This window comes from Massilia aurea, from assembly GCF_040790145.1.
In the GTDB taxonomy this organism is placed as follows: domain Bacteria; phylum Pseudomonadota; class Gammaproteobacteria; order Burkholderiales; family Burkholderiaceae_D; genus Telluria; species Telluria aurea_C.
Window position 1 is genome coordinate 223,613 of sequence record NZ_JBFMMP010000004.1, and the last position, 23,134, is coordinate 246,746.

26 protein-coding genes and 1 tRNA gene are annotated in these 23,134 nt (G+C 62.9%); 9 read left to right on the plus strand and 18 right to left on the minus strand.

All coding sequences use genetic code 11. The annotated features are described in order from the left end of the window. The first annotated feature begins 3 nt into the window (after positions 1–3). The 3 genes from AB2N08_RS09145 to AB2N08_RS09155 are packed head-to-tail and all read left to right on the plus strand — an operon-like array spanning position 4 to position 2,609. On the plus strand, positions 4–924 hold the full coding sequence (locus AB2N08_RS09145; protein WP_367610328.1) for a DMT family transporter: 921 nt from the start codon (positions 4–6) through the stop codon (positions 922–924). A gap of 11 nt (positions 925–935) precedes the next feature. After that, complete coding sequence (locus AB2N08_RS09150; protein WP_367610329.1) at positions 936–1,841, plus strand: DNA-3-methyladenine glycosylase family protein; 906 nt, start codon at positions 936–938, stop codon at positions 1,839–1,841. 39 nt (positions 1,842–1,880) lie between these two features. Next, entirely contained in the window at positions 1,881–2,609 is a 729-nt protein-coding gene (locus tag AB2N08_RS09155; protein ID WP_367610330.1) for a 2'-5' RNA ligase family protein, read from the plus strand. 33 nt (positions 2,610–2,642) lie between these two features. On the opposite strand, the gene AB2N08_RS09160 is transcribed toward AB2N08_RS09155, so the two are convergent. The 3 genes from AB2N08_RS09160 to AB2N08_RS09170 form a co-directional block, all read right to left on the minus strand. Next, the gene (locus AB2N08_RS09160) at positions 2,643–3,185 is read right to left on the minus strand and encodes a hypothetical protein (RefSeq protein ID WP_367610331.1); all 543 of its coding nucleotides are present in this window, start codon (positions 3,183–3,185) and stop codon (positions 2,643–2,645) included. Positions 3,186–3,477: 292 nt separating this feature from the next. Beyond that, positions 3,478–3,891 carry a T6SS immunity protein Tdi1 domain-containing protein gene (locus tag AB2N08_RS09165; protein WP_367610332.1) on the minus strand — a complete coding sequence of 138 codons (414 nt, stop codon included), beginning with the start codon at positions 3,889–3,891 and terminating at the stop codon, positions 3,478–3,480. 172 nt (positions 3,892–4,063) lie between these two features. Further along, a tRNA-Met gene (locus AB2N08_RS09170) sits at positions 4,064–4,140 on the minus strand. A 184-nt stretch (positions 4,141–4,324) separates the two neighbouring features. On the opposite strand from AB2N08_RS09170, the gene AB2N08_RS09175 reads away from it, so the two are divergent. From AB2N08_RS09175 to AB2N08_RS09190, 4 genes are all read left to right on the plus strand, one after another. Next, positions 4,325–4,906: an NUDIX hydrolase gene (locus tag AB2N08_RS09175; protein ID WP_367610333.1), complete on the plus strand. Its 582-nt coding sequence runs from the start codon at positions 4,325–4,327 to the stop codon at positions 4,904–4,906. A 1-nt stretch (position 4,907) separates the two neighbouring features. Then, the gene (gene aat / locus AB2N08_RS09180; RefSeq protein WP_367610334.1) at positions 4,908–5,630 is read left to right on the plus strand and encodes a leucyl/phenylalanyl-tRNA--protein transferase; all 723 of its coding nucleotides are present in this window, start codon (positions 4,908–4,910) and stop codon (positions 5,628–5,630) included. A 63-nt stretch (positions 5,631–5,693) separates the two neighbouring features. After that, complete coding sequence (locus AB2N08_RS09185) at positions 5,694–6,422, plus strand: arginyltransferase (protein WP_367610335.1); 729 nt, start codon at positions 5,694–5,696, stop codon at positions 6,420–6,422. A 115-nt stretch (positions 6,423–6,537) separates the two neighbouring features. Further along, complete coding sequence (locus AB2N08_RS09190; protein WP_367610336.1) at positions 6,538–7,587, plus strand: quinone-dependent dihydroorotate dehydrogenase; 1,050 nt, start codon at positions 6,538–6,540, stop codon at positions 7,585–7,587. A 201-nt stretch (positions 7,588–7,788) separates the two neighbouring features. Here AB2N08_RS09190 and AB2N08_RS09195 read toward each other — a convergent pair whose 3' ends face one another. The 6 genes from AB2N08_RS09195 to AB2N08_RS09220 all read right to left on the minus strand — a co-directional run bounded on the left by AB2N08_RS09195 (position 7,789) and on the right by AB2N08_RS09220 (position 12,904). After that, the gene (locus AB2N08_RS09195) at positions 7,789–8,718 is read right to left on the minus strand and encodes a CysB family HTH-type transcriptional regulator (RefSeq protein ID WP_367610337.1); all 930 of its coding nucleotides are present in this window, start codon (positions 8,716–8,718) and stop codon (positions 7,789–7,791) included. Then, positions 8,715–9,788, minus strand: a complete 1,074-nt coding sequence (locus tag AB2N08_RS09200) for a sulfate/molybdate ABC transporter ATP-binding protein (RefSeq protein ID WP_367610338.1) — start codon at positions 9,786–9,788, stop codon at positions 8,715–8,717. Before AB2N08_RS09200 ends, AB2N08_RS09195 begins: the two co-directional genes overlap by 4 nt. A 19-nt stretch (positions 9,789–9,807) precedes the next feature. After that, positions 9,808–10,716 (minus strand): sulfate ABC transporter permease subunit CysW, encoded by a 909-nt coding sequence (gene cysW / locus AB2N08_RS09205; protein WP_367610339.1) that lies wholly within the window; start codon positions 10,714–10,716, stop codon positions 9,808–9,810. Then, entirely contained in the window at positions 10,713–11,585 is an 873-nt protein-coding gene (cysT, locus tag AB2N08_RS09210) for a sulfate ABC transporter permease subunit CysT (protein ID WP_367610340.1), read from the minus strand. Before cysT ends, cysW begins: the two co-directional genes overlap by 4 nt. A 225-nt stretch (positions 11,586–11,810) precedes the next feature. Then, positions 11,811–12,449 (minus strand): peroxiredoxin, encoded by a 639-nt coding sequence (locus tag AB2N08_RS09215; protein ID WP_367610341.1) that lies wholly within the window; start codon positions 12,447–12,449, stop codon positions 11,811–11,813. A 68-nt stretch (positions 12,450–12,517) separates the two neighbouring features. Then, positions 12,518–12,904, minus strand: coding sequence for a diacylglycerol kinase (locus tag AB2N08_RS09220; RefSeq protein ID WP_367610342.1), 387 nt, complete (start codon positions 12,902–12,904; stop codon positions 12,518–12,520). A gap of 146 nt (positions 12,905–13,050) precedes the next feature. Here AB2N08_RS09220 and AB2N08_RS09225 point away from each other — a divergent pair, with 146 nt between their 5' ends. Continuing rightward, positions 13,051–13,836, plus strand: coding sequence for an IclR family transcriptional regulator (locus AB2N08_RS09225; RefSeq protein ID WP_367610417.1), 786 nt, complete (start codon positions 13,051–13,053; stop codon positions 13,834–13,836). 21 nt (positions 13,837–13,857) lie between these two features. Here AB2N08_RS09225 and pbpG read toward each other — a convergent pair whose 3' ends face one another. The 3 genes from pbpG to AB2N08_RS09240 form a co-directional block, all read right to left on the minus strand. Further along, positions 13,858–15,021 (minus strand): D-alanyl-D-alanine endopeptidase, encoded by a 1,164-nt coding sequence (gene pbpG, locus AB2N08_RS09230; protein ID WP_367610343.1) that lies wholly within the window; start codon positions 15,019–15,021, stop codon positions 13,858–13,860. A gap of 166 nt (positions 15,022–15,187) precedes the next feature. Beyond that, complete coding sequence (locus AB2N08_RS09235; protein ID WP_367610344.1) at positions 15,188–15,883, minus strand: nitroreductase; 696 nt, start codon at positions 15,881–15,883, stop codon at positions 15,188–15,190. Continuing rightward, a complete protein-coding gene (locus tag AB2N08_RS09240; protein ID WP_367610345.1) occupies positions 15,880–16,806 on the minus strand; it encodes a DMT family transporter in 927 nt (308 codons plus the stop codon). The genes AB2N08_RS09235 and AB2N08_RS09240 overlap by 4 nt, the downstream gene beginning before the upstream one ends. Before the next feature lie 329 nt (positions 16,807–17,135). On the opposite strand from AB2N08_RS09240, the gene phaP reads away from it, so the two are divergent. Further along, on the plus strand, positions 17,136–17,720 hold the full coding sequence (gene phaP / locus AB2N08_RS09245) for a TIGR01841 family phasin (RefSeq protein ID WP_367610346.1): 585 nt from the start codon (positions 17,136–17,138) through the stop codon (positions 17,718–17,720). Positions 17,721–17,785: 65 nt separating this feature from the next. Here phaP and AB2N08_RS09250 read toward each other — a convergent pair whose 3' ends face one another. From AB2N08_RS09250 to AB2N08_RS09275, 6 genes are all read right to left on the minus strand, one after another. Further along, positions 17,786–18,508, minus strand: coding sequence for an ABC transporter ATP-binding protein (locus tag AB2N08_RS09250; protein WP_367610347.1), 723 nt, complete (start codon positions 18,506–18,508; stop codon positions 17,786–17,788). 11 nt (positions 18,509–18,519) lie between these two features. Further along, positions 18,520–19,290 (minus strand): ABC transporter ATP-binding protein, encoded by a 771-nt coding sequence (locus tag AB2N08_RS09255; protein WP_367610348.1) that lies wholly within the window; start codon positions 19,288–19,290, stop codon positions 18,520–18,522. 17 nt (positions 19,291–19,307) lie between these two features. Then, entirely contained in the window at positions 19,308–20,516 is a 1,209-nt protein-coding gene (locus tag AB2N08_RS09260; RefSeq protein WP_367610349.1) for an ABC transporter permease subunit, read from the minus strand. 16 nt (positions 20,517–20,532) lie between these two features. Next, positions 20,533–21,462, minus strand: coding sequence for a branched-chain amino acid ABC transporter permease (locus AB2N08_RS09265; protein ID WP_367610350.1), 930 nt, complete (start codon positions 21,460–21,462; stop codon positions 20,533–20,535). A gap of 231 nt (positions 21,463–21,693) precedes the next feature. Further along, positions 21,694–22,653 (minus strand): 4-hydroxy-3-methylbut-2-enyl diphosphate reductase, encoded by a 960-nt coding sequence (ispH, locus tag AB2N08_RS09270; protein ID WP_367610351.1) that lies wholly within the window; start codon positions 22,651–22,653, stop codon positions 21,694–21,696. A 9-nt stretch (positions 22,654–22,662) separates the two neighbouring features. Further along, positions 22,663–23,115, minus strand: coding sequence for an FKBP-type peptidyl-prolyl cis-trans isomerase (locus AB2N08_RS09275; RefSeq protein WP_367610352.1), 453 nt, complete (start codon positions 23,113–23,115; stop codon positions 22,663–22,665). Positions 23,116–23,134: the final 19 nt, after the last annotated feature.

A 23,134-nucleotide genomic window follows, 5' to 3' on the forward strand; every position in this document is an offset into this window, starting at 1 on the left:
CACATGAACACCGCGAACATGCTGCGCCTCGTTGCGCTGGCCGCCATCTGGGGCGGCTCCTTCCTCTTCATGCGCATTGCCGCGCCGGTGCTGGGGCCTGCGGTGCTGATCGAATACAGGCTGGCGCTGGCCGCCGTATTCCTCGCGCTGGTGAGCTGGGTACTGCACCTGCGCGGACGCGGCGCGCCGCTGAACGTGCGGCGCCACTGGAAGCATTACCTGATCCTCGGCCTGTTCAACTCTGCCCTGCCCTTTTTACTGTTTGCGTTTGCCGCGCGCACGCTGTCGGCATCGGTGCTGGCGGTGCTCAATGCCACCGCGCCGATGTGGGGCGCGCTGGTCGGCGCCGTGTGGGCACGGCAGACCATCACCGGTCGCAGCGCCCTCGGCCTGCTGCTCGGCACCGCCGGCGTGGCGCTGCTGGTCGGCTTCGACCATGTGGCCGAACGGCCAGGCGCGGGCCTGGCCGTGGTCGCAACCCTTATCGCGGCCTTCAGCTACAGCATCGCCAGCCAGTACACCAAGTCGACCGCGGCCAGCCAGAACGGCGTGGCGCCGTTCGCCAATGCGCACGGTTCGATGTGGGCCTCTGCCCTGCTGGTGCTGCCGCTCGTCGCGTTCTTCCCGGCGCCGGGCGAACCGACCGTCGGCATCATGGGCGCCGTGCTGGCACTTGGCGTGGCCTGCAGCGGCATCGCCTACATCATCTATTTCAAGCTGATCGCGGACGTCGGCGCCACCTCGGCGCTGACGGTGACGTTCCTCAGTCCCGTGTTCGGCATCCTGTGGGGCGCGCTGTTCCTGCATGAAGCGATCGGCTGGCACACGATCGTCGGTTCGGCAATCGTCCTGATTGGCACGGCGCTGGTGACGGGCTTCAAACCGACCTGGCGGCGCGTGGCGGCGTCCAGCGCCGTCAAATGACCGACACGCACATGATTGACGCGCACATGAGCGAGCGGTACAGCGTCGGGCTGCCGCCCGGCTACCGCGTTGCCGACGTGCTGGCCTTTCATGGCCGCGACCTGGAAGGCGTGGCCGAACAGGTCGACGCCAGCGGCTTGCGCAAGGGCGTGCTGCTCGGTGGTGTACCGACGCTGCTCGAGATCCGGTTCGATGCCGGCGTGGCGCACTGCCGCGTACTGTTCGACGGGCCGGTCACGCCGGCTGTGCAGGTGCTGGCGCACGAGGCGCTGCTGAATGTGCTCGGCCTGCGGATCGACCCGACCGCATTCGCCGCCTTTGTGCGCGACGACCCGTGGCTGGGGCCACTCGTGGCGCGCCAGCCGGGCCTGCGCATCGTGCAGTCGGCCACCGTGTTCGAAGCGCTGACCTGGGCCATCGTCGGCCAGCAGATCAACCTGACATTTGCCATCGCGCTGCGCCGCACGCTGATCGAAGTGGCCGGCCGCGCGCATTCGTCGGGGCTGTGGTGCTATCCGGAAGCGGTCGATGTCGCCCGGCTCGACGCCACGGAACTGACGGGCCGCAAGTTTTCCAAGGCCAAGGCAGAAACGATCCTGCGCGTGGCGGGCATGGTCGTCGATGGCAGTCTGGCGCTCGAGCGTGGCGCAGATGCGGATGTCAGCCAGAAACTGCTGGCCATCAAGGGCATCGGCCCGTGGACGGTCAATTACGTGCTGCTGCGGGGCTACGGTTATCCGGATTGTTCGCTGCACGGTGACGTCGCCGTGCGCGCCGCGCTGCACCAGCTGTCGGGCGACGCGACCAGACCGGGCGTGCCGGAGGCCGAGCGCCTGCTGGCGCGTTACGCGCCACATCGGACGCTGGCGGCCGCGTACCTGTGGGCGAGCCTGGCCGAGAAGCCGGCGACAGACTGAAACCTGACTGAACCGGCGGCTTGTCCCCGGATAGACGACATGACCGACACCGCTGCCAACGCCCATCTGCAGAGCCACTACGATGCCATGTGGGATCGCTCTTGTGATGCAGTCGCCCGTGGCAATATCGACTGCGATGCACGCCTCATGGCCGGGCGTGACCTGCGCCGGGGCCTGACATTGATCGCGCGCCCGAGCCAGGCGTTGCGGGCGCGCTTCGATGCTGTGCTGGATCGCCTGGCGAGCGCTGAACCACAGCAATATCGCCAACCGGCGGATGATATGCACATAACGATTTTGTCGTTATTTACGGTCACCGATCACCCTGCGCCACATTTACATCGACTTGCCGATTATCGCGCTGCAGTGAGCGCCGCCCTGGACGGCATCGAGGCAATCGACATCGACTTTGCTGGCGTCAGCATGTCGCGTAGCGCCGTGATCGCCCAGGGTTTTCCACGCGACTCCGGCCTGGAAACCTTGCGCGAACGTCTGCGGAGCGAATTGCGTGCGAAAGGCCTGCACGCATCGCTCGACCAGCGATATCGATTGATCACTGCGCACGCCACATTGTTTCGCTTTGTCGCCCCCTTGCAGAACGCACGGGCGTTTGCAGCCTTGCTCGCAGACATGCGTGATGAGCCACTCGGCGCCACATGCGTGGACAATGTCGAACTGGTCATCAATGACTGGTATATGTCGAGCGATTCAATCGAGCGTGTGACGATTATTCCGTTACGAACGTCTCCGCCAAGACCGACAGATTAAGGAGACCGATGGTCGGCCAGGGGATCCGGTCAGTTATGCCACACCGCGCTTGGCGCGAACCTTGCGCCATAATGCACGCCCGGTGGTATGAACCGTCCACGAAAACAGCGCGATTATGGCGCCGAACATCGCTGGCAAGATCGGCCCGACCACGAACCCCATGCCGAAAACGAAGCCGAGCAGATACTCGCCATGCCAAAGGCGCAGCACCAGGGCCAGGGCCAGCAGGCCGAAGAAAACATAGTCAACCAGCATACTGCCGTGCGAGAACAGCAGCGACAATGCAAGGCCATAAGCCAGAGCGCACACGAACGCAACCAGCGCTGCAGTCCCGTTCGCGCTGTGCTCAGCGCTTCTCTCGACGCGGCGACGTAACTGGCTCAGGGTCCACCACGTCAATAGCGGGATCACGAGCAGGCCCCACCAGTTCGAAACGGCCAGGAAATCCGGATTAGCGAGCAGGTGGTGGGAACGAACTCCACCGTTCAGGTATTCCCATGCCAATATGCCGACTTCAGCGCCAAACGCGAGCAAAGTAAGCAGGACACGGCGATCGTTGAGTGAAACGGCTGGCATGATTTCCCTGGCTAGCAAGTCGATTTGGGGACCGGCACTCTGCCACTTGCGCAGATTGAATGTACAAGTGGGTCACCCTACCAGAAGCCACTACCCGAATCTACGGCCCACATCGATTCTATGCCGCTGTCATACCCGCCTGCGATGGTGTGTATCGCGATGATAAAGTTATCGACATTCGGATAGAGACAAACTGTTCCAGACCCTGCTCTCGCAGGGAGTTCCACATGCAAGAACTCTCGTCAGCCGACGGGCTGAAGGGCAAGAGTCACCAAGACATTTTGTCAGGCGCTCAACGCCAGCGCGGCAACCCGTCGAACTGCTGCGCCCCTTCCCCCGAAAAGCGGATCAGCGCTGCCAGCGGCGCCGTGGCCAGGTTGTCGCACCCGTACTGTCCGCCAAGCGCACTGGGAATCTTGAGGCAGTAGGTGCGGCCATCGGTGAGCGGCCCCAGCGCGGCTTCGGCCAGGCATACGGCCTCAGGCATATACCAGTCGTTGAGAAAATCCTGGTTGTACGACAGCGCATCGAGCGCGGCGCGGCTGCTGGCGAGCGGCTCGCAACAAAGCTCGTGCGGGCGCAGGCACCAGAACTGGTCGTCCTCGTCGCGGATGATGAGATTGCCGAACGCATTGGCGCCGAGCACTTCGACCGCGCTCATGCCCACCCAGCCCCAGGATTTGTTGATGTCGTCTACATCGATCATGGCGTGCCCCTCACTTGTCGACCGTTTCCAGTTCGACCGGGCAAACCGCGGTGCATTGCAACAGAGGGGCGTGAGGTTGACCTGCATCGAGGCCGTTATAGATGAGCAAGAAGCAGACTGGCGTCAGAAAAACAAAAAGCCGCTGATTCTTTCGAATCAACGGCCTTGAATCTGGTTGCGGGGACAGGATTTGAACCTGTGACCTTCGGGTTATGAGCCCGACGAGCTGCCAGACTGCTCCACCCCGCGTCTGTGAAATGAATTATACGCGACCGTCGGTCATTAAGCAAATCTAATCCTCCCCGCATGGTCGATTGAAGAAATTTATATCTCGGTCGCGCGCAGAACGCGCTGGTCGGCAACACGGCCGCCCGCCCTACCGACCCCGCATTCGGTGTACAGTATTGCCACGACCAACCTGCCCCACCCACCCATGAAATTCTGCTCCGAGTGCGCCCACCCTGTCGTGCTGGCCATTCCCGAAGGCGACAACCGGCCGCGCTACGTGTGCACGCATTGCAACACGATCCACTACCAGAATCCGAAACTGGTGGTCGGTTCCATCCCGGTGTGGGAGCACGATGGCGAACTCCAGATCTTGCTGTGCAAGCGCGCGATCGAGCCGCGCTACGGTTACTGGACGTTGCCGGCCGGCTTCATGGAAAACGAAGAGACCACTGAACAGGCGGCCCAGCGCGAGACCGAGGAAGAAGCCGGCGCCAACGTCGAGCTCGGCCCGCTGTTTACGCTGCTCAATGTCGCCCACGTGCACCAGGTGCACCTGTTCTACCTGGCGCGCCTGCGCGACCTCGACTACGCGGCGGGCATCGAAAGCCTGGACGTGCAACTGTTCACCGAAGCGCAAATCCCATGGGACGACCTGGCCTTCCCCACCATTCGCACGACGCTTGAACTCTTCTTTGCCGACCGGATCAAAGTGCGCGAGGGTGGCAGCTTCGGCTTTCACAGCCTCGCCATCCACCGCCCGATGATCGCCCCACGCGAACCGGACTGACATGATTCCCTGGCTCGAAGCCGATACGCCATTCCCCGACGTGTCGAAGGCACTGACCGCCGAAGCGCCGGGCCTGCTCGCCGCCGGCGCCGACCTGTCGCCAGAGCGCCTGCTGCAGGCCTACCGCAACGGCATCTTCCCGTGGTTTTCCGAAGGCCAGCCGATCCTGTGGTGGAGCACCGACCCGCGCATGGTGTTGTATACCGCCCAGTTCAAGGTCAGCGACAGCCTGGCGAAAACGCTGCGCAAGATCGAGCGCAGCCGTACGGAAGGCGGGCGCTGGGAGGTGCGCTTCGACAGCGCCTTTGAAGACGTGATGCGCGCCTGCGCCGCGCCGCGGCGCGACGGGCCCGGCACCTGGATCTCGGATGAGATCATCGCCGGCTACACGGGCCTGCACGCGCTCGGGCATGCGCACTCGGCCGAAGTCTGGCTCGATGGCGAACTTGTGGGCGGCGCGTATGGCGTGTGCATCGGCCGCATGTTCTACGGCGAGTCGATGTTCGCGCGCGTCTCGGATGCGTCCAAGGTCGCGCTGGCCTATCTGGTGGCATTTTTGCGGCGTCATGGCGTCGACATGGTCGACTGCCAGCAAGAGACCGGCCACCTGGCTTCGCTCGGCGCGGCGCCCATTGCGCGCAGCCGTTTTCTTGAACACGTCCGTGGCGCCATCGGCAAGCCGGGCATCGATGCGTGGACGGTGGCGTCACCGTTGGTTGACTAGCGTCGTGGCGCGCCGGTTTTCGCTAGAATAGGCACCAACCCACGTCGTCCCGAGAGCTCTTGCATGACGCACCTACACGACCTGCCCTTCGCAACGCTGCAGTTCTACACGACGGCGCCCTACCCCTGCAGCTATCTCGACGCGCGTCAGGCGCGCTCGCAGGTCGCCACGCCGTCGCACCTGATCAATGCCGACGTGTATTCCGAGCTGGTCAAGAATGGTTTCCGGCGCAGCGGCATCTTCACCTACCGCCCCTATTGCGACGGCTGCCAGGCCTGCATCCCGGTGCGCGTCAAGTGCGCCGACTTTCGCCCCAACCGTACCCAGCGCCGCGCCTGGAAGCGCCACGGCGACCTGGTCGCGATGGTCGCCAACCTGGCCTTTTCGGACGAACATTACGCGCTCTATCTGCGCTACCAGACCACGCGCCACGTCGGCGGCGGCATGGACCAGGACAGCCGCGACCAGTACGCGCAGTTCCTGCTGCAAAGCCGCGTCAACACGCGCCTGGTCGAGTTCCGCGAACCCGATGGCACCTTGCGCATGGTCTCGATCATCGACGTATTGTCCGATGGCCTGTCATCGGTATATACCTTCTTCGACCCCGATGTCGAGAACGCGTCGTACGGCACCTACAACATCATGTGGCAGGTGAACCAGGCGGCCGAGCTGGGCCTGTCGCATGTGTACCTGGGCTATTGGATCGCACAGAGTCCCAAGATGGCGTACAAGATCAATTTCAGGCCGCTGGAAGCGCGTATCGACGGGCAGTGGGGCGTACTCGACGCCTGAGACTGTTGCACGGGGCCGTTCCGGACACAACCGCTAACAATTGCGTTGACACGCCGTTACGTACGCGGCCCCCGACGCACGTTAAAATGGTGGGGATATTTCAACCGAGTAACCCATGCCAGACAAAATCCTGTATACCCTCGTCCGACCAGCACTGTTCTCGCTCGATCCCGAAGCGGCGCACAACCTGACCTTGCCCATGCTGCGTCGCGCAGCCGCGCTTGGCCTGACAGGCGCTTTCCGGAAACCACGGCCCGATCCGCGCACCGTCATGGGTATCACGTTTCCCAACCCCGTCGGCCTGGCCGCCGGCTTGGACAAGGATGGCGCCTATATTGACGGCCTGGCCGCCCTGGGCTTCGGTTCGATTGAGATCGGCACGGTCACGCCGCGCGGCCAGGCCGGCAACCCGAAGCCGCGCATGTTCCGCCTGCCGCGCGCGCGCGGGATCATCAATCGCATGGGCTTCAATAACGGCGGCGTCGACGCCTTCGTGGCCAATGTGCAGGCCTCGCGCTTCTTCCAGGAGAAGCAGGGCGTGCTGGGCCTGAACATCGGCAAGAACGCCGACACCCCGATCGAGCGCGCCGCCGACGACTACCTCGAATGCCTGCGCAAGGTGTACCCGTACGCCAGCTACGTAACGGTAAATATCTCGTCGCCGAACACGCAGAACCTGCGTCAGCTGCAGGGCGCGTCGGAACTCGACAGCCTGCTCTCGCAGCTCAAGCAAGAGCAGATGCGCCTGGCCGACCAGCACGGCCATTACGTGCCGCTCACGCTCAAGATCGCGCCGGACGTCGACGGCGACCAGATCCGCGATATCGCCGGCGCCCTGCTGCGCCACAAGATCGACGGCGTCATCGCCACCAACACCACGCTCAACCGGCGCGATGTCGAAGGCATGAAACATGCGCAGCAAGCGGGCGGCCTGTCGGGCGCGCCCGTGTTCGAGCAATCGAATATCGTGATCCGCGCGCTCAAGACCGAGCTGCGCGACGACATCCCGATCATCGGCGTGGGCGGCATCATGCGCGGCCCCGACGCCCGCGCGAAGTTCGCGGCCGGCGCCAAGCTGGTGCAGTTGTACAGTGGGTTGATTTACGCCGGGCCGGGCCTGGTGCGTGAATGCGCGGATGCACTGCGCGATAAGACGAAGAAGTGATGTTCGTTTGTGCTGGCGGTGTGCTGGCTGACTTGGGTTCCCGCCAAGGCGCCCGGCGAGGGCGGGAACGACGTGCAATTTTACGTGGTCCCTGAAATGATCGTGAGCCGCCAGCTTTGAAACCGTCATTCCCGCCACTGGCGGCTATGACTTCCCGCGCAGGCGGGAATCCAGGTCCTCAGCGCAGCCCACAGCAATAATTCACTCCGTCGTCGCAATCGCCTTCTCGATATCCGCCCGCGTATACCCCTGCGCGAAGCGCTCGATGAAATGAAACGCATACGCGCGCAGATACGACCCGCGCCGCACCGCCAGGCGCGTGACGTTCTGCGCGAACAGGTGCGACGCCTCGATCGCGCGCAGTCCCTTGTCGCGGCCATGGTCGAATGCCATCGACGCCACGATCCCCACGCCCATCCCCAGCGACACATACTGCTTGATCACGTCCGAATCCATCGCCGTGAGCACGATGTCCGGCGCCAGCCCGGCTTCGACGAACGCCGCATCGATGTGCCCGCGGCCAGTAAAACCCTGGTCGTACGTGATGAGGGGATGCTCGGCCAGGTCTTCGAGGCGCAGCGGTGAGCCGCTGGCGAAGATCGGATGCCCTTCAGGCGCCACGATCAAGTGGCTCCAGCGGTAGCACGGAAACGACACCAGCTCGGGAAACGCGGCAATGCCCTCGGTGGCGATGCCGATATCGGCCTTGCCCGACATGACCCACTCGGCGATATGTTCCGGCGAGCTTTGCTGCAGGGCGATGCGCACGTTCGGGAACGCTTCGCGGAACGATTGCACCACTTGCGGCAGCGCGTAGCGCGCCTGCGTGTGGGTCACGGCGACCGTGAGCGTGCCGCTGTCCTGGCCAGCGAATTCGCGGCTGGCCTGCTGCAGGTTCTCGGCTTCGACCAGCAGCTTTTCGACGATGCGCAAGATGCCTTTGCCCGGGGGCGTCAGGCCCGTGAGGCGCTTGCCGTTGCGCTCGAAAATCACCACCCCCAGTTCATCTTCGAGTTCGCGGATCTGGCGCGACACTCCGGGCTGCGACGTAAACAGGGCGTTGGCGACTTCGGTCAGGTTGAAATCGCGGCGGGCCGCTTCGCGCACCGATCGCAGCTGCTGGAAATTCATACGGCGCTTCCTTCGTCGACGAAGACCTCGATGCGGCGTGGGCGCACCACCAGCGTGTCGCCTTCTTTCAGGCCCAGGCTGGCGAAGCGTTCGTTCGGCAGCACCGCTTCGATCATCTGGCCATTGTCGGCGCGCTCGAGATCGAGCTGGGCCAACGGCCCGATGGCGTGCGCGCGACGCAGCTTGGCCACCACGCCCGGCGCGCCGGCGGTATAGCGCTCGACGTCGAGATCGTGCGGCCGCACGTAGCCGATGCCGGCGCCGTCGCGCACGTCGATGTGCTGCGGCGCCTGGAAGTTCACGTCGCCGCTGGCCAGCACGCCTTCGTGGATGCGGCCATGGAACAGGTTGACGTTGCCCAGGAAGCCGTACACGAACGGCGAAGCCGGGTGGTTATACACCTGGTCGGGGCTGCCCAGTTGTTCGACGCGGCCCTTGTTCATCAAGACCACCTGGTCGGCCACTTCGAGCGCTTCTTCCTGATCGTGGGTCACAAAAATCGACGTCACGTGCAGGTCGTCGTGCAGGCGGCGCAGCCAGCGGCGCAGTTCCTTGCGCACCTTGGCGTCGAGCGCGCCGAACGGCTCGTCGAGCAGCAGCACGCGCGGTTCGACCGCCAGCGCGCGCGCCAGGGCGATCCGCTGGCGCTGGCCGCCCGACAGCTGCGGCGGATAGCGGTCGGCGATCCAGTCGAGCTGCACCAGCTCGAGCAGCTTTTTCACCTTGTCGCGGATCTGGTCTTCGCTCGGGCGCTCGCTGCGCGGCTTCACGCGCAGGCCGAACGCCACGTTCTCGAATACGGTCATGTGCTTGAACAGCGCGTAGTGCTGGAACACGAAGCCGACCTGGCGCTCGCGCACATGGCGGTGTGAGGAATCCTGGCCATCGAGCAGCACGGTGCCCGAATCCGGGTATTCCAGGCCGGCGATGATGCGCAGCAGCGTGGTCTTGCCGCAGCCCGACGGGCCGAGCAAGGCAGTCAGCTCGCCGTCCGGGAACTGCAGCGAGACGTCGTCGAGCGCCTTGAACTGGCCGAAATTTTTACGGATGTGTTGGACTTCAATCGTCATGCGTGGCTCCGGCGAAAATTCAGTGAGGGGCATCCAGCGAGGCCGACTTGGCCTGGTGCAGACGCCATTCGATAAAGGACTTGATGGCCAGCGTCACCAGCGCGAGCAGCGCCAGGAGCGATGCCACAGCGAATGCGGCCGTGAAGTTGTATTCGTTGTAGAGGATCTCGACGTGCAGCGGCATGGTGTTGGTCTCACCGCGGATGTGGCCCGAGACCACCGACACGGCGCCGAACTCGCCCATCGCGCGGGCGTTACACAGGATCACGCCATACAGCAGGCCCCATTTGATGTTCGGCATCGTCACGCGCCAGAAGGTCGACCAGCCCGACGCGCCCAGCACCAGCGCCGCTTCTTCTTCTTCGGTGCCCTGCTGCTGCATCAGCGGAATCAGTTCGCGCGCCACGAACGGGAACGTGATGAACACGGTGGCCAGCACGATGCCCGGCACGGCGAACAGGATCTTGATGTCGTGCTCGGCCAGCCACGGGCCGAACCAGCCCGAGGCGCCGAACAGCAGCACATACATCAGGCCCGCGATGACGGGCGAGATCGAGAACGGCAGGTCGATCAGCGTGAGCAGGATGCTCTTGCCACGGAATTCGAACTTGGTGATCGCCCACGCGGCCGATACCCCGAACACGAGATTCAGCGGCACCGAAATCACGGCGGCAATCAAGGTCAGCTTGATGGCCGATATCGCATCCGGATCGATGACCGATTCGACATACACTTCCCAGCCCTTCTTGAGCGCTTCGGTGAATACCGCCGCCAGTGGAATGAACAGGAACAGCGTCAGGAAAATCAGCGCGATGGCAATCAACAGGTAGCTGACCCAGCGCGGCTCGAGCACGCTGGTGTCGAGGCGCTTGCCCTTGGCGGCCTGCGGACGCGGTGGCGGTGTCACTTTATCGAGGACGGCGCTCATGATTTGCCCGCCCGTTTGCGGGTCCAGGCCTGCAGCAGATTGATCGTCAGGAGCAGGACGAACGAGAACACCAGCATCACGACGGCAATCGCGGTGGCGCCGGCGTAGTCGTATTGTTCGAGTTTGGAGATGATGAGCAGTGGCGTGATTTCGGACACCATCGGCAGGTTGCCGGCGATGAAGATGACGGAGCCGTATTCGCCGGTGGCGCGCGCAAAGGCCAGCGCAAAGCCCGTGAGCAGCGCCGGCACGATCGTTGGCAGCACCACGCGGGTAAAGGTTTGCAGCGGCGGCGCGCCCAGGCTGGCGGCGGCTTCTTCGAGTTCGCGTTCAGCTTCCTCCAACACCGGCTGCACCGTGCGCACGACGAACGGCAGGCCGATGAAGGTCAGCGCCACAACCACGCCCAGCGGCGTGAACGCGACCTTGATGCCCCACTCGGCCAGGTATTGGCCGATCCAGCCATTCTGCGCGTACAGGGCGGTCAGCGTGATGCCGGCCACGGCGGTCGGCAGCGCGAACGGCAGATCGACCAGCGCATCGATGAAGCGCTTGCCGGGGAATTTATAGCGCACCAGTACCCAGGCGACGATGCCGCCGAACACCACGTTCAGGCTGGCGGCGATCAGCGACGCGCCAAAGCTCAGGCGATACGACGCCATGACGCGCTCGGACGTAACGGTGGCCCAGAACTCGGCCCAGGTCATGCTGAAGGTATTGAGGAACACCGCCGACAGCGGGATGAGAACGATCAGCGCCAGGTAAAACAGCGTGAAGCCGAGCGACAGGCCGAAGCCGGGGATGACCCGGCCCGGCGCTTTCGACGACTTGGGCGCTGCCGTGCTGCCTGGCAATGCAAGCGATGTCATGCGAGTCCTTATTACAAATTCTTCTATCGGGATCGCATATTCGCACGTGATGTTCATAAAGCAAACGAAAGAATCCTTATTTGTATAGACACGAAACGCTATGTAGACGCATGGAACTTGCATGTCCTTATGCGGAAATCTTCGTAAGCCTGGATAAAAAAGCGCATAAAAAAACGGTGGACCGGGCACTGCCCAGTCCACCGTTTGGATGACGCGCGACGCTGCTTACTTGTTCGGCTGCGGCGTCAGGCGCAGGTACGGGCGTGGCGCCTCAAAGCCCTTTGGATACTTCTGCTTGATCACGTCAGGATCGGTGACGGTCAAGGGGATGATGACGTCGTCGCCATCTTTCCAGTTGCCCGGCGTGGCAACCGTGTAGCCGTCGGTCAGTTGCAGGGCGTCGATCACACGCAGCACTTCGTCGAAGTTGCGGCCGGTGCTCATCGGGTAGGTGATGGTCAGGCGCACTTTCTTGTTCGGGTCGATGATGAACAGCGAGCGGACGGTGGCGGTGGCCGACTGTTCCGGGTGGATCATGTCGTACAGCGTAGACACCGAACGGTTGGCATCGGCGATGATCGGGAAGCCCACCACGGTCTGCTGGGTTTCTTCGATGTCGCGGATCCAGTCGCGGTGCTTTTCGGCGGCATCGACCGACAGCGCGATCGCTTTCACATTGCGCTTGTCGAATTCAGGCTTGAGCTTGGCGGTCAGGCCCAGTTCGGTGGTGCAGACCGGCGTGAAGTCGGCCGGGTGCGAAAACAGCACGACCCACGAGTCGCCTGCCCATTCGTGGAAGCGGATAGTGCCGATGCTGGATTCTTGTTCAAAATCGGGGGCGGTATCGCCGAGCCGTAACGTCATGGTCATCTCCTGGATTAATGAAACTTGTTCGGGTCGCCGTCCGGTACGGACAGCGCGCGTTGCATTGCTTACATGAAGCGGTTGTAGAGGACGACGGCCCAGACGGCGAACGCCAGCAGCAGCGTCAGGGCGACCGCGGCACTGCCGAGATCCTTGGCCGCTTTCGACAATGGATGGCGCTCGAGCGAAATGCGGTCGACGATCGCCTCGATCGCCGAATTGATCAGCTCGACGATCAGCAGCACGACCAGCACGCCGATCATGGCCAGGCGCTGGAAGCCCGACACTGGCAACAGCAGCGCAATCACGCTGGCCACCGCGATCAGCACCACCTCTTGCCGGAACGCCGCTTCGCTGCGCCAGGCCCAGCGCAGGCCATCCCACGTATTGCGGCAGGCGGCGCCGATGCGCTCCAGGCCACGCAAGGTCTTGAATTCGCTGATCGGGTTTTCCATTGTTGTCCAATGAGGATGCGGGAACAGCATTATGCATCCTCGAAGTGAGCATGTGGCAATCGAGCCAACAATGCAAGAGCAGGTTTGCGCCAGCGTTTCACATCATGGTATAAAGAATGGGCCTACCGCACCGCACCAACCACAATATGAAAATGGAAACGCCTCAACCCGCCAAGACCTCCATCCAGGTGATTGAACGCATGACGTCACTGCTGGATGCCCTGGCCAGCTTTTCCGATCCGGTCAGCCTCAAGGAGCTGGCGCGCGTGTCGGGCCTGCACCCGTCCACCGCGCACCGTATTCTCAACGACATGGTCGTCACGCGCTTCGTCGACCGGGTCGAGCCGGGCACGTATCGCCTGGGCATGCGCTTGCTGGAACTCGGCAACGTGGTCAAGAGCCGGCTGTCGGTGCGCGAAGCGGCGCTTGACGCCATGCGCGCCCTGCACCGCAAGACGCAGCAGACCGTCAATCTGTCGGTGCGCCAGGGCGACGAAATCGTGTACATCGACCGCGCCTTCTCGGAGCGCTCCGGCATGCAGGTCGTGCGCGCCATTGGCGGGCGCGGTCCGCTGCACCTGACCTCGACCGGCAAGCTGTTTCTATCGGTGGACGACATCAAAGCCACGCGCGCCTACGCCACCCGCACGGGTCTGGCGGGCCACACGCGCAACTCGATCACCGAGCTGGCGCGGCTGGAACGTGAACTGAGCCTGGTGCGCTCGCGCGGCTATGCGCGCGACAATGAAGAGCTGGAACTGGGCGTGCGCTGCATGGCGGCAGGCATCCACGATGACAGCGGCAAGCTGGTGGCGGGATTGTCGATTTCGGCGCCGGCCGATCGCCTGCAAGAAGACTGGCTCGATGACCTGGTACAGACGGCGGCGCGGATTTCGTCGACGCTGGGGTATCGGCCGATGCCGACGGTGTGACAGCGGTGTGACAGCCGTAAGCTAGCGCGTCAACCCCGGCGCGCTGGCGGTAATGGTCGATGGCCGAATGGCATCGACATCCATCCGGTCGGGTAGCGACTCGATCAGGCGGCGAATGCGGCCGGCGTCAGCGGTGCGCGACATCTTGCCCTTCGAATCGAGGAATACCATCACGACATTGCGGCCATGGATCATGGCCTGCATCACCAGGCAGCGCCCTGCTTCGTTGATGAAGCCGGTCTTTTGCAGGCCGATATTCCAGTCAGGCAGCGACACCAGATAATTGGTATTCCGGTAGTGCATGGTGCGGCCGCTGGCTTGCACGGTGGAGTTCGGCGTGGTCGAGAATTCGCGCAGCACCGGATCGCCGTGCGCCGCCATGACCAGCTTGGCCAGGTCGCGACCGCTTGAGACGTTGCGGCTCGACAGGCCGCTCGAATCGACGTAATGGGTGTCGCGCATGCCAAGCTCGCGCGCCTTGGCGTTCATCGCGGCGACAAAGGCATTGATACCGCCCGGATAATTACGGCCCAGCGCCGAGGCGGCGCGGTTCTCCGAACTCATCAGGGCGATGTGGAGCAGTTCGCGGCGCGTCATATTGGCGCCAACCGGCAGGCGCGAGCTGCTGAACTTGTGGCGGTCGACGTCGGCGTCGGTCACGCGCAAGACTTCGTCCAGGTCCTGTTTGGCGTCCATCACGACCATGCCGGTCATCAGCTTGGTCAGCGATGCGATCGGGAGCGCGACATTGGCGTTTTTCTCGAACAGCACTTCGGCGCTGTTCTGGTCGATCACATAGGCCACGTTCGAGCGCAGCGCCAACGGATCGGCCGTGTTGTCCAGACCTGCCATATCGCCGACAGTCTTGGCCGCGACGCCGGTCGCCACGGCAGCAGCGGCAACGCGCACCGGCTGATAGGTGACGACGCGCTTGCCACGCACCATCTTGACCCGGCGCACCATGCGTGGGCGCTCGCTCACGGCGGCCACTTCCTGGCGCTTGGCGCGCTTGGTTTTGGCCGCGGCCTTGCGCACGACCTTGCGTTTGACTTTCTTCTTGGCGACGGAGGATTTCTTGGCCTGCTCGGTCGCACCCGCGCCGGCACCGGCGCCAGCGCCGGCGGCTTGCACCGGTGAAAACGTAAATAAGGCAGCAACAACGGCAGCCACAGCAAGTTTGAACATGATGAAGCCCCTGACCCGAACAGATGAGATACGTAGTGAAGTGTAGCGGATCGTCGTTCAACCGCAAGCAGATTGTACGTTCTGTGCGGCAATATCCAACTTAAAACAACAGGATGCCGAAAACAATTTTCCTATTGATATCAACAGGATATTGACGGTCTTTACACTAATCCATGAAACGGGCGAAACTGTGGCTCGGTTCGCGCTCGGTCACCAGGGTGTTTTCGATCCGCCCGGAATCGGCCCAGCCGAGCGCCATGCCGCACACCACCATCTCGTTGGCCGGCAGCCCGAGTTCGCCCGCAATGATCCGATGATACTGCGTGAACGCCGCTTGCGGACAGGTATCCAGGCCCCGCGCACGCGCTGCCACCATGATGCTTTGCAAGAACATGCCGTAGTCGAGCCACGAACCCTGCGCCATGATGCGGTCGATCGTGAAGATCAGGCCCACTGGCGCGTCGAAGAAGGCGTAGTTGCGGGCGTGCTGGGCCGCCATGCCGGTCTTGTTGTCGCGTTTCAAGCCAAGCAGGCTGTACAGATCCCAGCCCACCTTGCGGCGCCGGTCGATGTAGGGCGCCGTCCACTCGCGCGGATAGTAGGCGTATTCCTCGGTATGCCCGCGCGCCTGCTCGGGGTCGGCATTGACGGCCAGGATCGCGTTCGACAGCCGCTCGCGCGCCGCGCCAGTGAGCACATACACCTTCCACGGCTGCGTGTTCGTGCCGGACGGCGCGCGCGCAGCGACATCGAGGATACGGGCGATCTCGTCGCGTTCCACCGGCTTGTCGAGAAAGGCGCGGATCGAGCGGCGCGACGTGATGGCGGCATCCACCGCTTCCTGGCTGGGACTGCTGATCATGGGGAACTCCCTGGTTTCCTGACAACAAAGGCGACGCCGGTGACGGCGACGATCATTCCGACCAGGCCGAGCAGGCTGAACGATTCGCCAAACAATAGCCAGGCCATGATGGCGGTCGTGGGCGGGGTCAGGTACATCAGGCTCGTCACTTCGGTGGCCTGGCTGCGCCGGATCAACGTAAACAACAAGAAGATGGCGCCGATCGACAGCGCGAACACCGACCACACCCAGGCGAGTACGAACTCGCCGCTCCAGGTGATGCGGGTGAACGCCGGATCCAGGTCTTCCAGCCAGATGGCCAGCGGCGTCAAAGCCAGCACCGTGGCGCCAAACTGGATCGTTGTGCCAGTGCGCAAATCGAATTGCGGACAAAAGCGCCGCTGGTACATCGTGCCGGTCGTAATGCTCAGCAGCGCGAACAGGCACAGGGCCAGCGCGGCGGGCGACACGCCGGCCAGGCCGAGTTTGGCATACACGACGAGGCCCACGCCCGACAAGCCCAGGCACAAACCGACCCACTGCAGACGGCGTACGCGCTCGCCGATCAGTGGCGCGGCCGCGGCCGTGAGAATCGGCTGCATGCCGACGATCAGGGCCGTCAGCCCGGCGGGCATGCCCAGGTTGATGGCAGCCCAGACGCCGCCCAGATACCCGGCCTGGAGCAGCAAACCGGCCAGCGCCACGTGCAGGATCTGGCCGCGCGGCCATGGTGCACGCCAGATCAGCACGATTGGCAGCAATACGGCCAGCACGCCCAGGCAGCGCACGATCAGGAAGGTCAGCGGCGGCGCATACGGCAGGCCGAACTTGGCGACGATGAACCCGGAACTCCATAACAGCACAAAGAACAGCGGCACTGGCGACAGCCATGGGGTCGCCGGGGTAGTCGTGGAAGCGAGCGGCAATGTTGCGCGGTTTGACATGGGTCGAGGCATGGTGCCGACAATAACACCGACTTTTGAAGTAAACACAAGATTGGAGTCTATCACGGGGTTTTCGTTGCTGTTCAGGCCACGTTGTCGAGCATCGAGTTTGCGCTAGATCAATTGACTTTTCTTAAACCAAATGCATTCTTAGACATTATGTGGCCCGGATGGTGCAATGCATCAAAATCGCTTGACGCTTCAAACGAAGTGGCACAAAATCTGCCCTGTTGCGGTGCACAAAATAAGAGTCTCGTCGTGTTGTCCGAAGAACCTGCCCCTGTCCGAGCAATAATCCATTCACGAAACGTAACATTTTGGAGAGCCTCATGTTTGCAATCCCTGAACAGTTTTCGACCGCCACCAAGACCAGCCTGGAATCGCAATTCGCCCTGTTTTCGTCGCTGACGTCCAAGACGTTCGAGAGCGTCGAGAAACTGGTCGCCCTGAACATCAGCACCGCACGCGCCAGCCTCGAAGAATCGTCGGCGCTCACGACCAAGCTGCTGAGCGCCAAAGACCCACAAGAATTTTTCTCGCTGGCCTCTACCCAGGCCCAGCCGAGCGCCGAAAAGGCCATGGCCTACAGCCGTCAACTGGCCTCGATCGCCAGCGGCACCGGCGCCGAATTCTCGAAGGCGGCCGAAAGCCAGATCGTCGAAGCCAATCGCAAGGTGATTTCGCTGGTCGATGAAGTGAGCAAGAACGCGCCAGCCGGTTCGGAAAACTTCGTCGCCGCCGTCAAGACCGCGATCAGCAACGCCAACGCGGGCTACGAGCAGTTCAGCAAGACCTCGAAGCAGGCTGTCGAAACCATCGAAACCAATATGAACGCCGCCGTGTCGCAATTCTCGGCCAGCGCTGCCAAAGCTACCAACGCCGCTACCTCGGCGACGGCTGCTGCCGCTGCTTAATCGTCGATAAGCAAAAAAATGGCCGGGTCGCTTGCGCGTCCCGGCCATTTTTACGTCTGCATCACTTATTCGCCCAGGTACGCCGCCTGCACGCGGGGATCGGTCAGCATATCGCGCGCATTGCCGGTCATGATGATCTCGCCCGACTCCATCACGTAACCACGGTGGGCGGCCTGCAGCGCCAGCTTGGCGTTCTGCTCCACCAGCAAGATCGTGATGCCCTGCTGCGACACATCGCGGATCACCTCGAAAATCTTTTCGACCATGATCGGCGACAGGCCCATCGACGGTTCGTCCAGCAGCAGCAGCGTCGGATGGCACATCAGGGCGCGCGCCATCGCCAGCATCTGCTGCTCGCCGCCCGAGAGCGTGCCGGCCAATTGACCCGCACGCTCTTTCAGGCGGGGGAACACCGTGTACCATTTTTCGATATCGGCATCGATCCCGGCCTGGTCATTGCGCGTGTAAGCGCCCATCAACAGGTTTTCGTGAATCGACATGCGGGTGAACACCCCCCGCCCTTCCGGCACCATCGCCAGCTTTTGCTGGACCATGCGGAACGACTGGGTGCCGCGCAAGGGTTTGCCCAGATAACTGATGTCGCCTTCAACCTTGCACGGTGGCAGTGTGCCGGTGATGGCTTTCAGGGTCGTCGTCTTGCCGGCGCCATTGGCGCCGATCAGCGTGACCAGTTCGCCCCTGGCCACTTGCAGGTCGACACCCTTGACCGCCTTGATGCCGCCGTACGCGACTTTCAGGCCCGAGATTTGCAGAATCGTTTCACCCATCATTGCTTCCATCAGTGGGCACCTCCCAGATAAGCGTCGATCACGGCCCGGTTCTTCTGGATGTCAGCCGGCAGACCTTCGGCGATCTGTTTGCCGTATTCGAGCACCGTGATGCGGTCGCACAGGCCCATCATCAGTTTCACGTCGTGTTCGATCAGCAGCACGGTCTTGCCCTGCGCCTTGATCTTGACAAGCAGTTCGCGCAGACCCAGTTTTTCGGTGGCGTTCATACCGGCCGCCGGTTCGTCCAGCGCCAGCAATTGCGGATCGGTGGCCAGCGCGCGCGCGATTTCCAGGCGGCGCTGGTCGCCGTACGACAAGAACTTCGCCGTGCGGTTGGCAAACTGGCCGATGCCCACGAAGTCGAGCAATTCCTGGGCGCGGATGCGGATCGCGGCTTCTTCTTCGCGCGCGGCCTTGTGGCGCAGGATCGCGCCGAGCACGCCCTGTCTGGTGCGCACATGGCGCCCGACCATCACGTTTTCCAGCGCGCTCATCTCGCCGAACAGGCGAATGTTCTGGAACGTGCGCGCGATGCCGGCCTTGGCCACGGCATGCGGGGCCGACGGCGAATAGGCCTTGCCGGCCAGCTCGAACGTGCCGCTGTCGGGCTGGTAGAGACCCGTGATCACATTGAAAAACGTGGTCTTGCCGGCGCCGTTCGGGCCGATCAGGCCATAGATCTGGCCCTGCCTGATCTGGATGCCGACGTCGGTCAGCGCCTGCAGGCCGCCGAAACGCTTGTTGACGCCGGCAATATTCAGAATGACTTGTTCGCTCATCTCGGTTCCCTGCGCGTTCATGCGGTCGAAGCTTCTTCGTCTTCACGCGCCAGCGCGGCGTTCGGACGCTCTTCCTTGTTGGGCGACGGCCACAGGCCGGCCGGGCGGATCAGCATGATCAGCACCAGCGCCAGGCCATACAGCAACTGGCGCAGCACTTCGGCTTCGATGATCACCTTGCCGAACAGCGCCGTTTGCAGCGGATCGACCACGTGGCGCAGCACTTCCGGCAGGGCCGCGAGCAGCACGCCACCCAGCACCACGCCCGGGATGTGGCCGATACCGCCGAGCACCACCATCGCCAGCACGGCAATCGACTCGGTCAGCGAGAACGATTCCGGCGAGACAAAGCCCTGGAACGCGCCGAACATCGCGCCGGCCACGCCGCCGAACGACGCGCCCATCGCGAAGGCGAGCAGCTTGACGTTGCGGGTATTGATGCCCATCGCCTTGGCCGCGATCTCGTCTTCACGAATTGCCACCCAGGCGCGGCCCAGGCGCGAATGCTGCAGGCGGCTGGTGACAAAGATCGACAGGATCACCAGCGCCAGGAACAGGAAGTAATACGCGTTCACCGAAGGCATCGCGTAGCTGCCGATGTGGACGGTGGCGTTGGAACCGGTCTCACCGGCCAGCGACACCCCGAAGATGCGAATCGGGTCGATCATATTGATCCCCTGCGGCCCGTTGGTGAAGTTGATCGGGTCGTTCAGGTTGTTCATGAAGATGCGGATGATCTCGCCGAAGCCAAGCGTCACGATGGCGAGGTAGTCGCCGCGCAGCTTCAGGGTCGGGGCGCCCAGCAGCGCGCCGCACAGCGCGGCGAACAGGGCCGCCAGCGGCACGATCGCCCACAGCGACAGGTGGATGCCGTTTTGCTGGATCTCGGGCCCGAAGAATGCGACCAGTGCCTCGCCGATGACCGGCGAGTAATAGATCACCGACTCGAGCAGCGCGGCGAACTGCGGCGAAGAAAACAGGCCGACCAGATAGGCGCCAACGGCGAAGAAGGCGATATAGCCCAGGTCGAGCAGGCCGGCAAAGCCCACCACGATGTTCAGGCCGAGCGCGAGCATGATGTACAGCAGCGCAATGTCGATGATGCGCACCCACGAGTTGCCGAACTGGGCGGCAAAGAACGGGAAGAGCAGCAGCACCAGCACGATCGCCATGCTGGTGTAGGCCTGGCGCGGCTTGTGCTGGGTGTCGAAAGTCAGGAGTGCCATGGTCTGCTCCTTGAAATCAAGCGCGGTCGGCCACGCGTTCGCCCATGATGCCGGACGGACGCAGGGTCAACACGAGGATCAGCACCACGAAGGCGAAGATGTCCTGGTAGTGGCTGCCAAGGAAGCCGCCGGTCAGGTCGCCGATATAACCGGCGCCCAACGCTTCGATGATTCCAAGCAGCAGCCCACCGATCATGGCGCCATAAATATTGCCGATGCCGCCCAGCACCGCGGCGCAGAACGCCTTCAGGCCCGGCAGCACGCCCATCGTGAACGTGATCGACGCGTAATTGGCGCCCCACATCACACCGGCCACGGCGGCCAGCGCCGCGCCGATGGCGAAGGTGGCGACAATCACGCGGTTCGCGTCGACGCCCATCAGGCCGGCCACGCGCGGGTTCTCGGCGACGGCGCGCATCGCGCGGCCCATCCTGGTGCGCTCGACCAGCAGCACCAGGGCACCCATCGCCAGCGCAGCCAGCACCAGCAGCAACACCTGGGTTTGCGAAATCATCGCGCCGCCAATCATGATCGGTTCGGACGACAGCAGTTGCGGGAACGGAATCGGGCTGCGGCCCCAGATCATCATCGCGAACGTTTGCAGCAGGATCGACACGCCGATGGCCGTGATCAATGGCGCCAGGCGCGGCGCATTGCGCAGGCGGCGATACGCCACCCGTTCGATCAGGATATTGACCAGCATGGTAACGGGAATCGCGCCGAGGATCGCCACTGCCAGTTGCACGTACCCAGGCAGGCCGGGCACATAGGCTTCAAGCATTTGCAGGATCGTCAGGCCGATCATGGCGCCGATCATCAGCACGTCGCCGTGGGCGAAATTGATCAGGTTAAGGACGCCATACACCATCGTGTAACCGAGGGCGACCAGCGCATACATACTGCCGAGCACGAGGCCGTTCAGTAATTGTTGGATAAAAGTTTCCATCGTTTCGCCTGTTGTGCAATAACAAAAAACGGCACGCCGGGGTATCCCGACGTGCCGCTCATGGTCTGAGGCCGCTGCTTTTTACTATGATCTGCGGCCGCGCAACGCGCCTGTCAGCGCACCGCTCCGATATTTTTGAGCGCCGCCATCATAGCTTGGCTCCCGGAAAACTAACAACGGTTAATCAGGGCAGTAGCAAATTTTGTTTTCTGACCGAACTAAAAATAATGTTCAGCCTTCGACCTTGAAGGCAACCTGGCGCACGCCGTCCAGGCCCTTGGGCAGCGGGAAGGTCACATGTTCTTCCACGCCTTCAAGGGCGCGCACGCTCGCTGCGCCCAATTCCTTCAGGCGGTCGATGACGGCTTGGACCAGCACTTCCGGCGCCGATGCGCCGGCGGTGACGCCGATGCGCTTCTTGCCCACGATCCAGGCAGGATCGATGGCGGCCGCGTTGTCGACCATATAGGCAGGCGTGCCCATCTTGTCGGCCACTTCGCGCAGGCGGTTCGAGTTCGAGCTGTTCGGGCTGCCGACGACGATGACCACTTCGACCTGCGGCGCAAGGAACTTGACGGCTTCCTGGCGGTTGGTGGTGGCGTAGCAGATGTCGCCCTTCTTGGGCTCGATGATGTTCGGGAAACGCACCTTGAGCGCGGCGATGATGTCGGCCGTGTCGTCGACTGACAGCGTGGTTTGCGAGACATACGCCAGCAGGTCGGGATTGCGCACTTGCAGGTTCTCGACATCGGCAACCGTCTCGACCAGGTGCATGCCTTCTTCGGCCTGGCCCATCGTGCCTTCGACTTCCGGGTGGCCATCGTGGCCGATCATGATGATCTCGGCGCCGAGTTTGCGCATCTTCGCCACTTCGACGTGCACCTTGGTCACCAACGGGCACGTAGCGTCGAAGATGGTCAGGCCGCGCGCTTCGGCGTCGGCACGCACGGCTTTGGATACGCCGTGGGCCGAGAACACCAGCGTGTTGCCGGGCGGGACGTCTTCGAGCGCTTCAATAAAAATCGCGCCCTTGGTGCGCAGGTCGGCCACGACATAGGCGTTGTGCACGATTTCGTGGCGCACATAGATCGGCGCGCCGAACTGGGTCAGGGCGCGCTCGACGATTTCGATGGCGCGGTCCACGCCGGCGCAAAAGCCGCGCGGCTGGGCAAGCAGAATCTCATTTTCCATAGTCTTCCTTTACAGCACCGAGATCAGTTTCACTTCGAACTGCAGGGCCCGGCCAGCCATCGGATGGTTGAAGTCGAACACGGCTGAATCGTCGCGCATTTCCAGCAGCACGCCGGCAAATCGGCCACCCTTCGGCGCGTTGAACTCGACCACTTCGCCGACATGGTAGTCGGCGCCCGGCACCGAATTTTCTTCCAGTGTCGCCTTCGACACCGACTGGATCAGTTCGGGGTTACGTTCACCGAACGCTTCTTGCGCGCTGAGCTCGAAGGTCTGGTGCGTGCCTTCGGGCAGGCCGAGCAGGCGTGCTTCAAGGAACGGCGCCAGCTGGCCCTGGCCCAGCAGCAAAGTCGCCGGGGTGCCATTGAAGGTGGTGATCACATCAGAACCACCGGCAACAGCCAGGCGGTAATGCAGTGTGAGATACGAAGATTCATTGACGACAGGAGCAGCGTTGGACATGTTCTTTGCGACGTTCCTT

Bases quoted from the DNA above. Each gene is read 5' to 3' on its own strand.
- AB2N08_RS09145 (WP_367610328.1), top strand. From the start codon at position 4: ATGAACACCGCGAACATGCTGCGCCTCGTTGCGCTGGCCGCCATCTGG.
- AB2N08_RS09150 (WP_367610329.1), top strand. From the start codon at position 936: ATGATTGACGCGCACATGAGCGAGCGGTACAGCGTCGGGCTGCCGCCC.
- AB2N08_RS09155 (WP_367610330.1), top strand. From the start codon at position 1,881: ATGACCGACACCGCTGCCAACGCCCATCTGCAGAGCCACTACGATGCC.
- AB2N08_RS09160 (WP_367610331.1), bottom strand. From the start codon at position 3,185: ATGCCAGCCGTTTCACTCAACGATCGCCGTGTCCTGCTTACTTTGCTC.
- AB2N08_RS09165 (WP_367610332.1), bottom strand. From the start codon at position 3,891: ATGATCGATGTAGACGACATCAACAAATCCTGGGGCTGGGTGGGCATG.
- AB2N08_RS09175 (WP_367610333.1), top strand. From the start codon at position 4,325: ATGAAATTCTGCTCCGAGTGCGCCCACCCTGTCGTGCTGGCCATTCCC.
- aat (WP_367610334.1), top strand. From the start codon at position 4,908: ATGATTCCCTGGCTCGAAGCCGATACGCCATTCCCCGACGTGTCGAAG.
- AB2N08_RS09185 (WP_367610335.1), top strand. From the start codon at position 5,694: ATGACGCACCTACACGACCTGCCCTTCGCAACGCTGCAGTTCTACACG.
- AB2N08_RS09190 (WP_367610336.1), top strand. From the start codon at position 6,538: ATGCCAGACAAAATCCTGTATACCCTCGTCCGACCAGCACTGTTCTCG.
- AB2N08_RS09195 (WP_367610337.1), bottom strand. From the start codon at position 8,718: ATGAATTTCCAGCAGCTGCGATCGGTGCGCGAAGCGGCCCGCCGCGAT.
- AB2N08_RS09200 (WP_367610338.1), bottom strand. From the start codon at position 9,788: ATGACGATTGAAGTCCAACACATCCGTAAAAATTTCGGCCAGTTCAAG.
- cysW (WP_367610339.1), bottom strand. From the start codon at position 10,716: ATGAGCGCCGTCCTCGATAAAGTGACACCGCCACCGCGTCCGCAGGCC.
- cysT (WP_367610340.1), bottom strand. From the start codon at position 11,585: ATGACATCGCTTGCATTGCCAGGCAGCACGGCAGCGCCCAAGTCGTCG.
- AB2N08_RS09215 (WP_367610341.1), bottom strand. From the start codon at position 12,449: ATGACGTTACGGCTCGGCGATACCGCCCCCGATTTTGAACAAGAATCC.
- AB2N08_RS09220 (WP_367610342.1), bottom strand. From the start codon at position 12,904: ATGGAAAACCCGATCAGCGAATTCAAGACCTTGCGTGGCCTGGAGCGC.
- AB2N08_RS09225 (WP_367610417.1), top strand. From the start codon at position 13,051: ATGAAAATGGAAACGCCTCAACCCGCCAAGACCTCCATCCAGGTGATT.
- pbpG (WP_367610343.1), bottom strand. From the start codon at position 15,021: ATGTTCAAACTTGCTGTGGCTGCCGTTGTTGCTGCCTTATTTACGTTT.
- AB2N08_RS09235 (WP_367610344.1), bottom strand. From the start codon at position 15,883: ATGATCAGCAGTCCCAGCCAGGAAGCGGTGGATGCCGCCATCACGTCG.
- AB2N08_RS09240 (WP_367610345.1), bottom strand. From the start codon at position 16,806: ATGTCAAACCGCGCAACATTGCCGCTCGCTTCCACGACTACCCCGGCG.
- phaP (WP_367610346.1), top strand. From the start codon at position 17,136: ATGTTTGCAATCCCTGAACAGTTTTCGACCGCCACCAAGACCAGCCTG.
- AB2N08_RS09250 (WP_367610347.1), bottom strand. From the start codon at position 18,508: ATGGGTGAAACGATTCTGCAAATCTCGGGCCTGAAAGTCGCGTACGGC.
- AB2N08_RS09255 (WP_367610348.1), bottom strand. From the start codon at position 19,290: ATGAGCGAACAAGTCATTCTGAATATTGCCGGCGTCAACAAGCGTTTC.
- AB2N08_RS09260 (WP_367610349.1), bottom strand. From the start codon at position 20,516: ATGGCACTCCTGACTTTCGACACCCAGCACAAGCCGCGCCAGGCCTAC.
- AB2N08_RS09265 (WP_367610350.1), bottom strand. From the start codon at position 21,462: ATGGAAACTTTTATCCAACAATTACTGAACGGCCTCGTGCTCGGCAGT.
- ispH (WP_367610351.1), bottom strand. From the start codon at position 22,653: ATGGAAAATGAGATTCTGCTTGCCCAGCCGCGCGGCTTTTGCGCCGGC.
- AB2N08_RS09275 (WP_367610352.1), bottom strand. From the start codon at position 23,115: ATGTCCAACGCTGCTCCTGTCGTCAATGAATCTTCGTATCTCACACTG.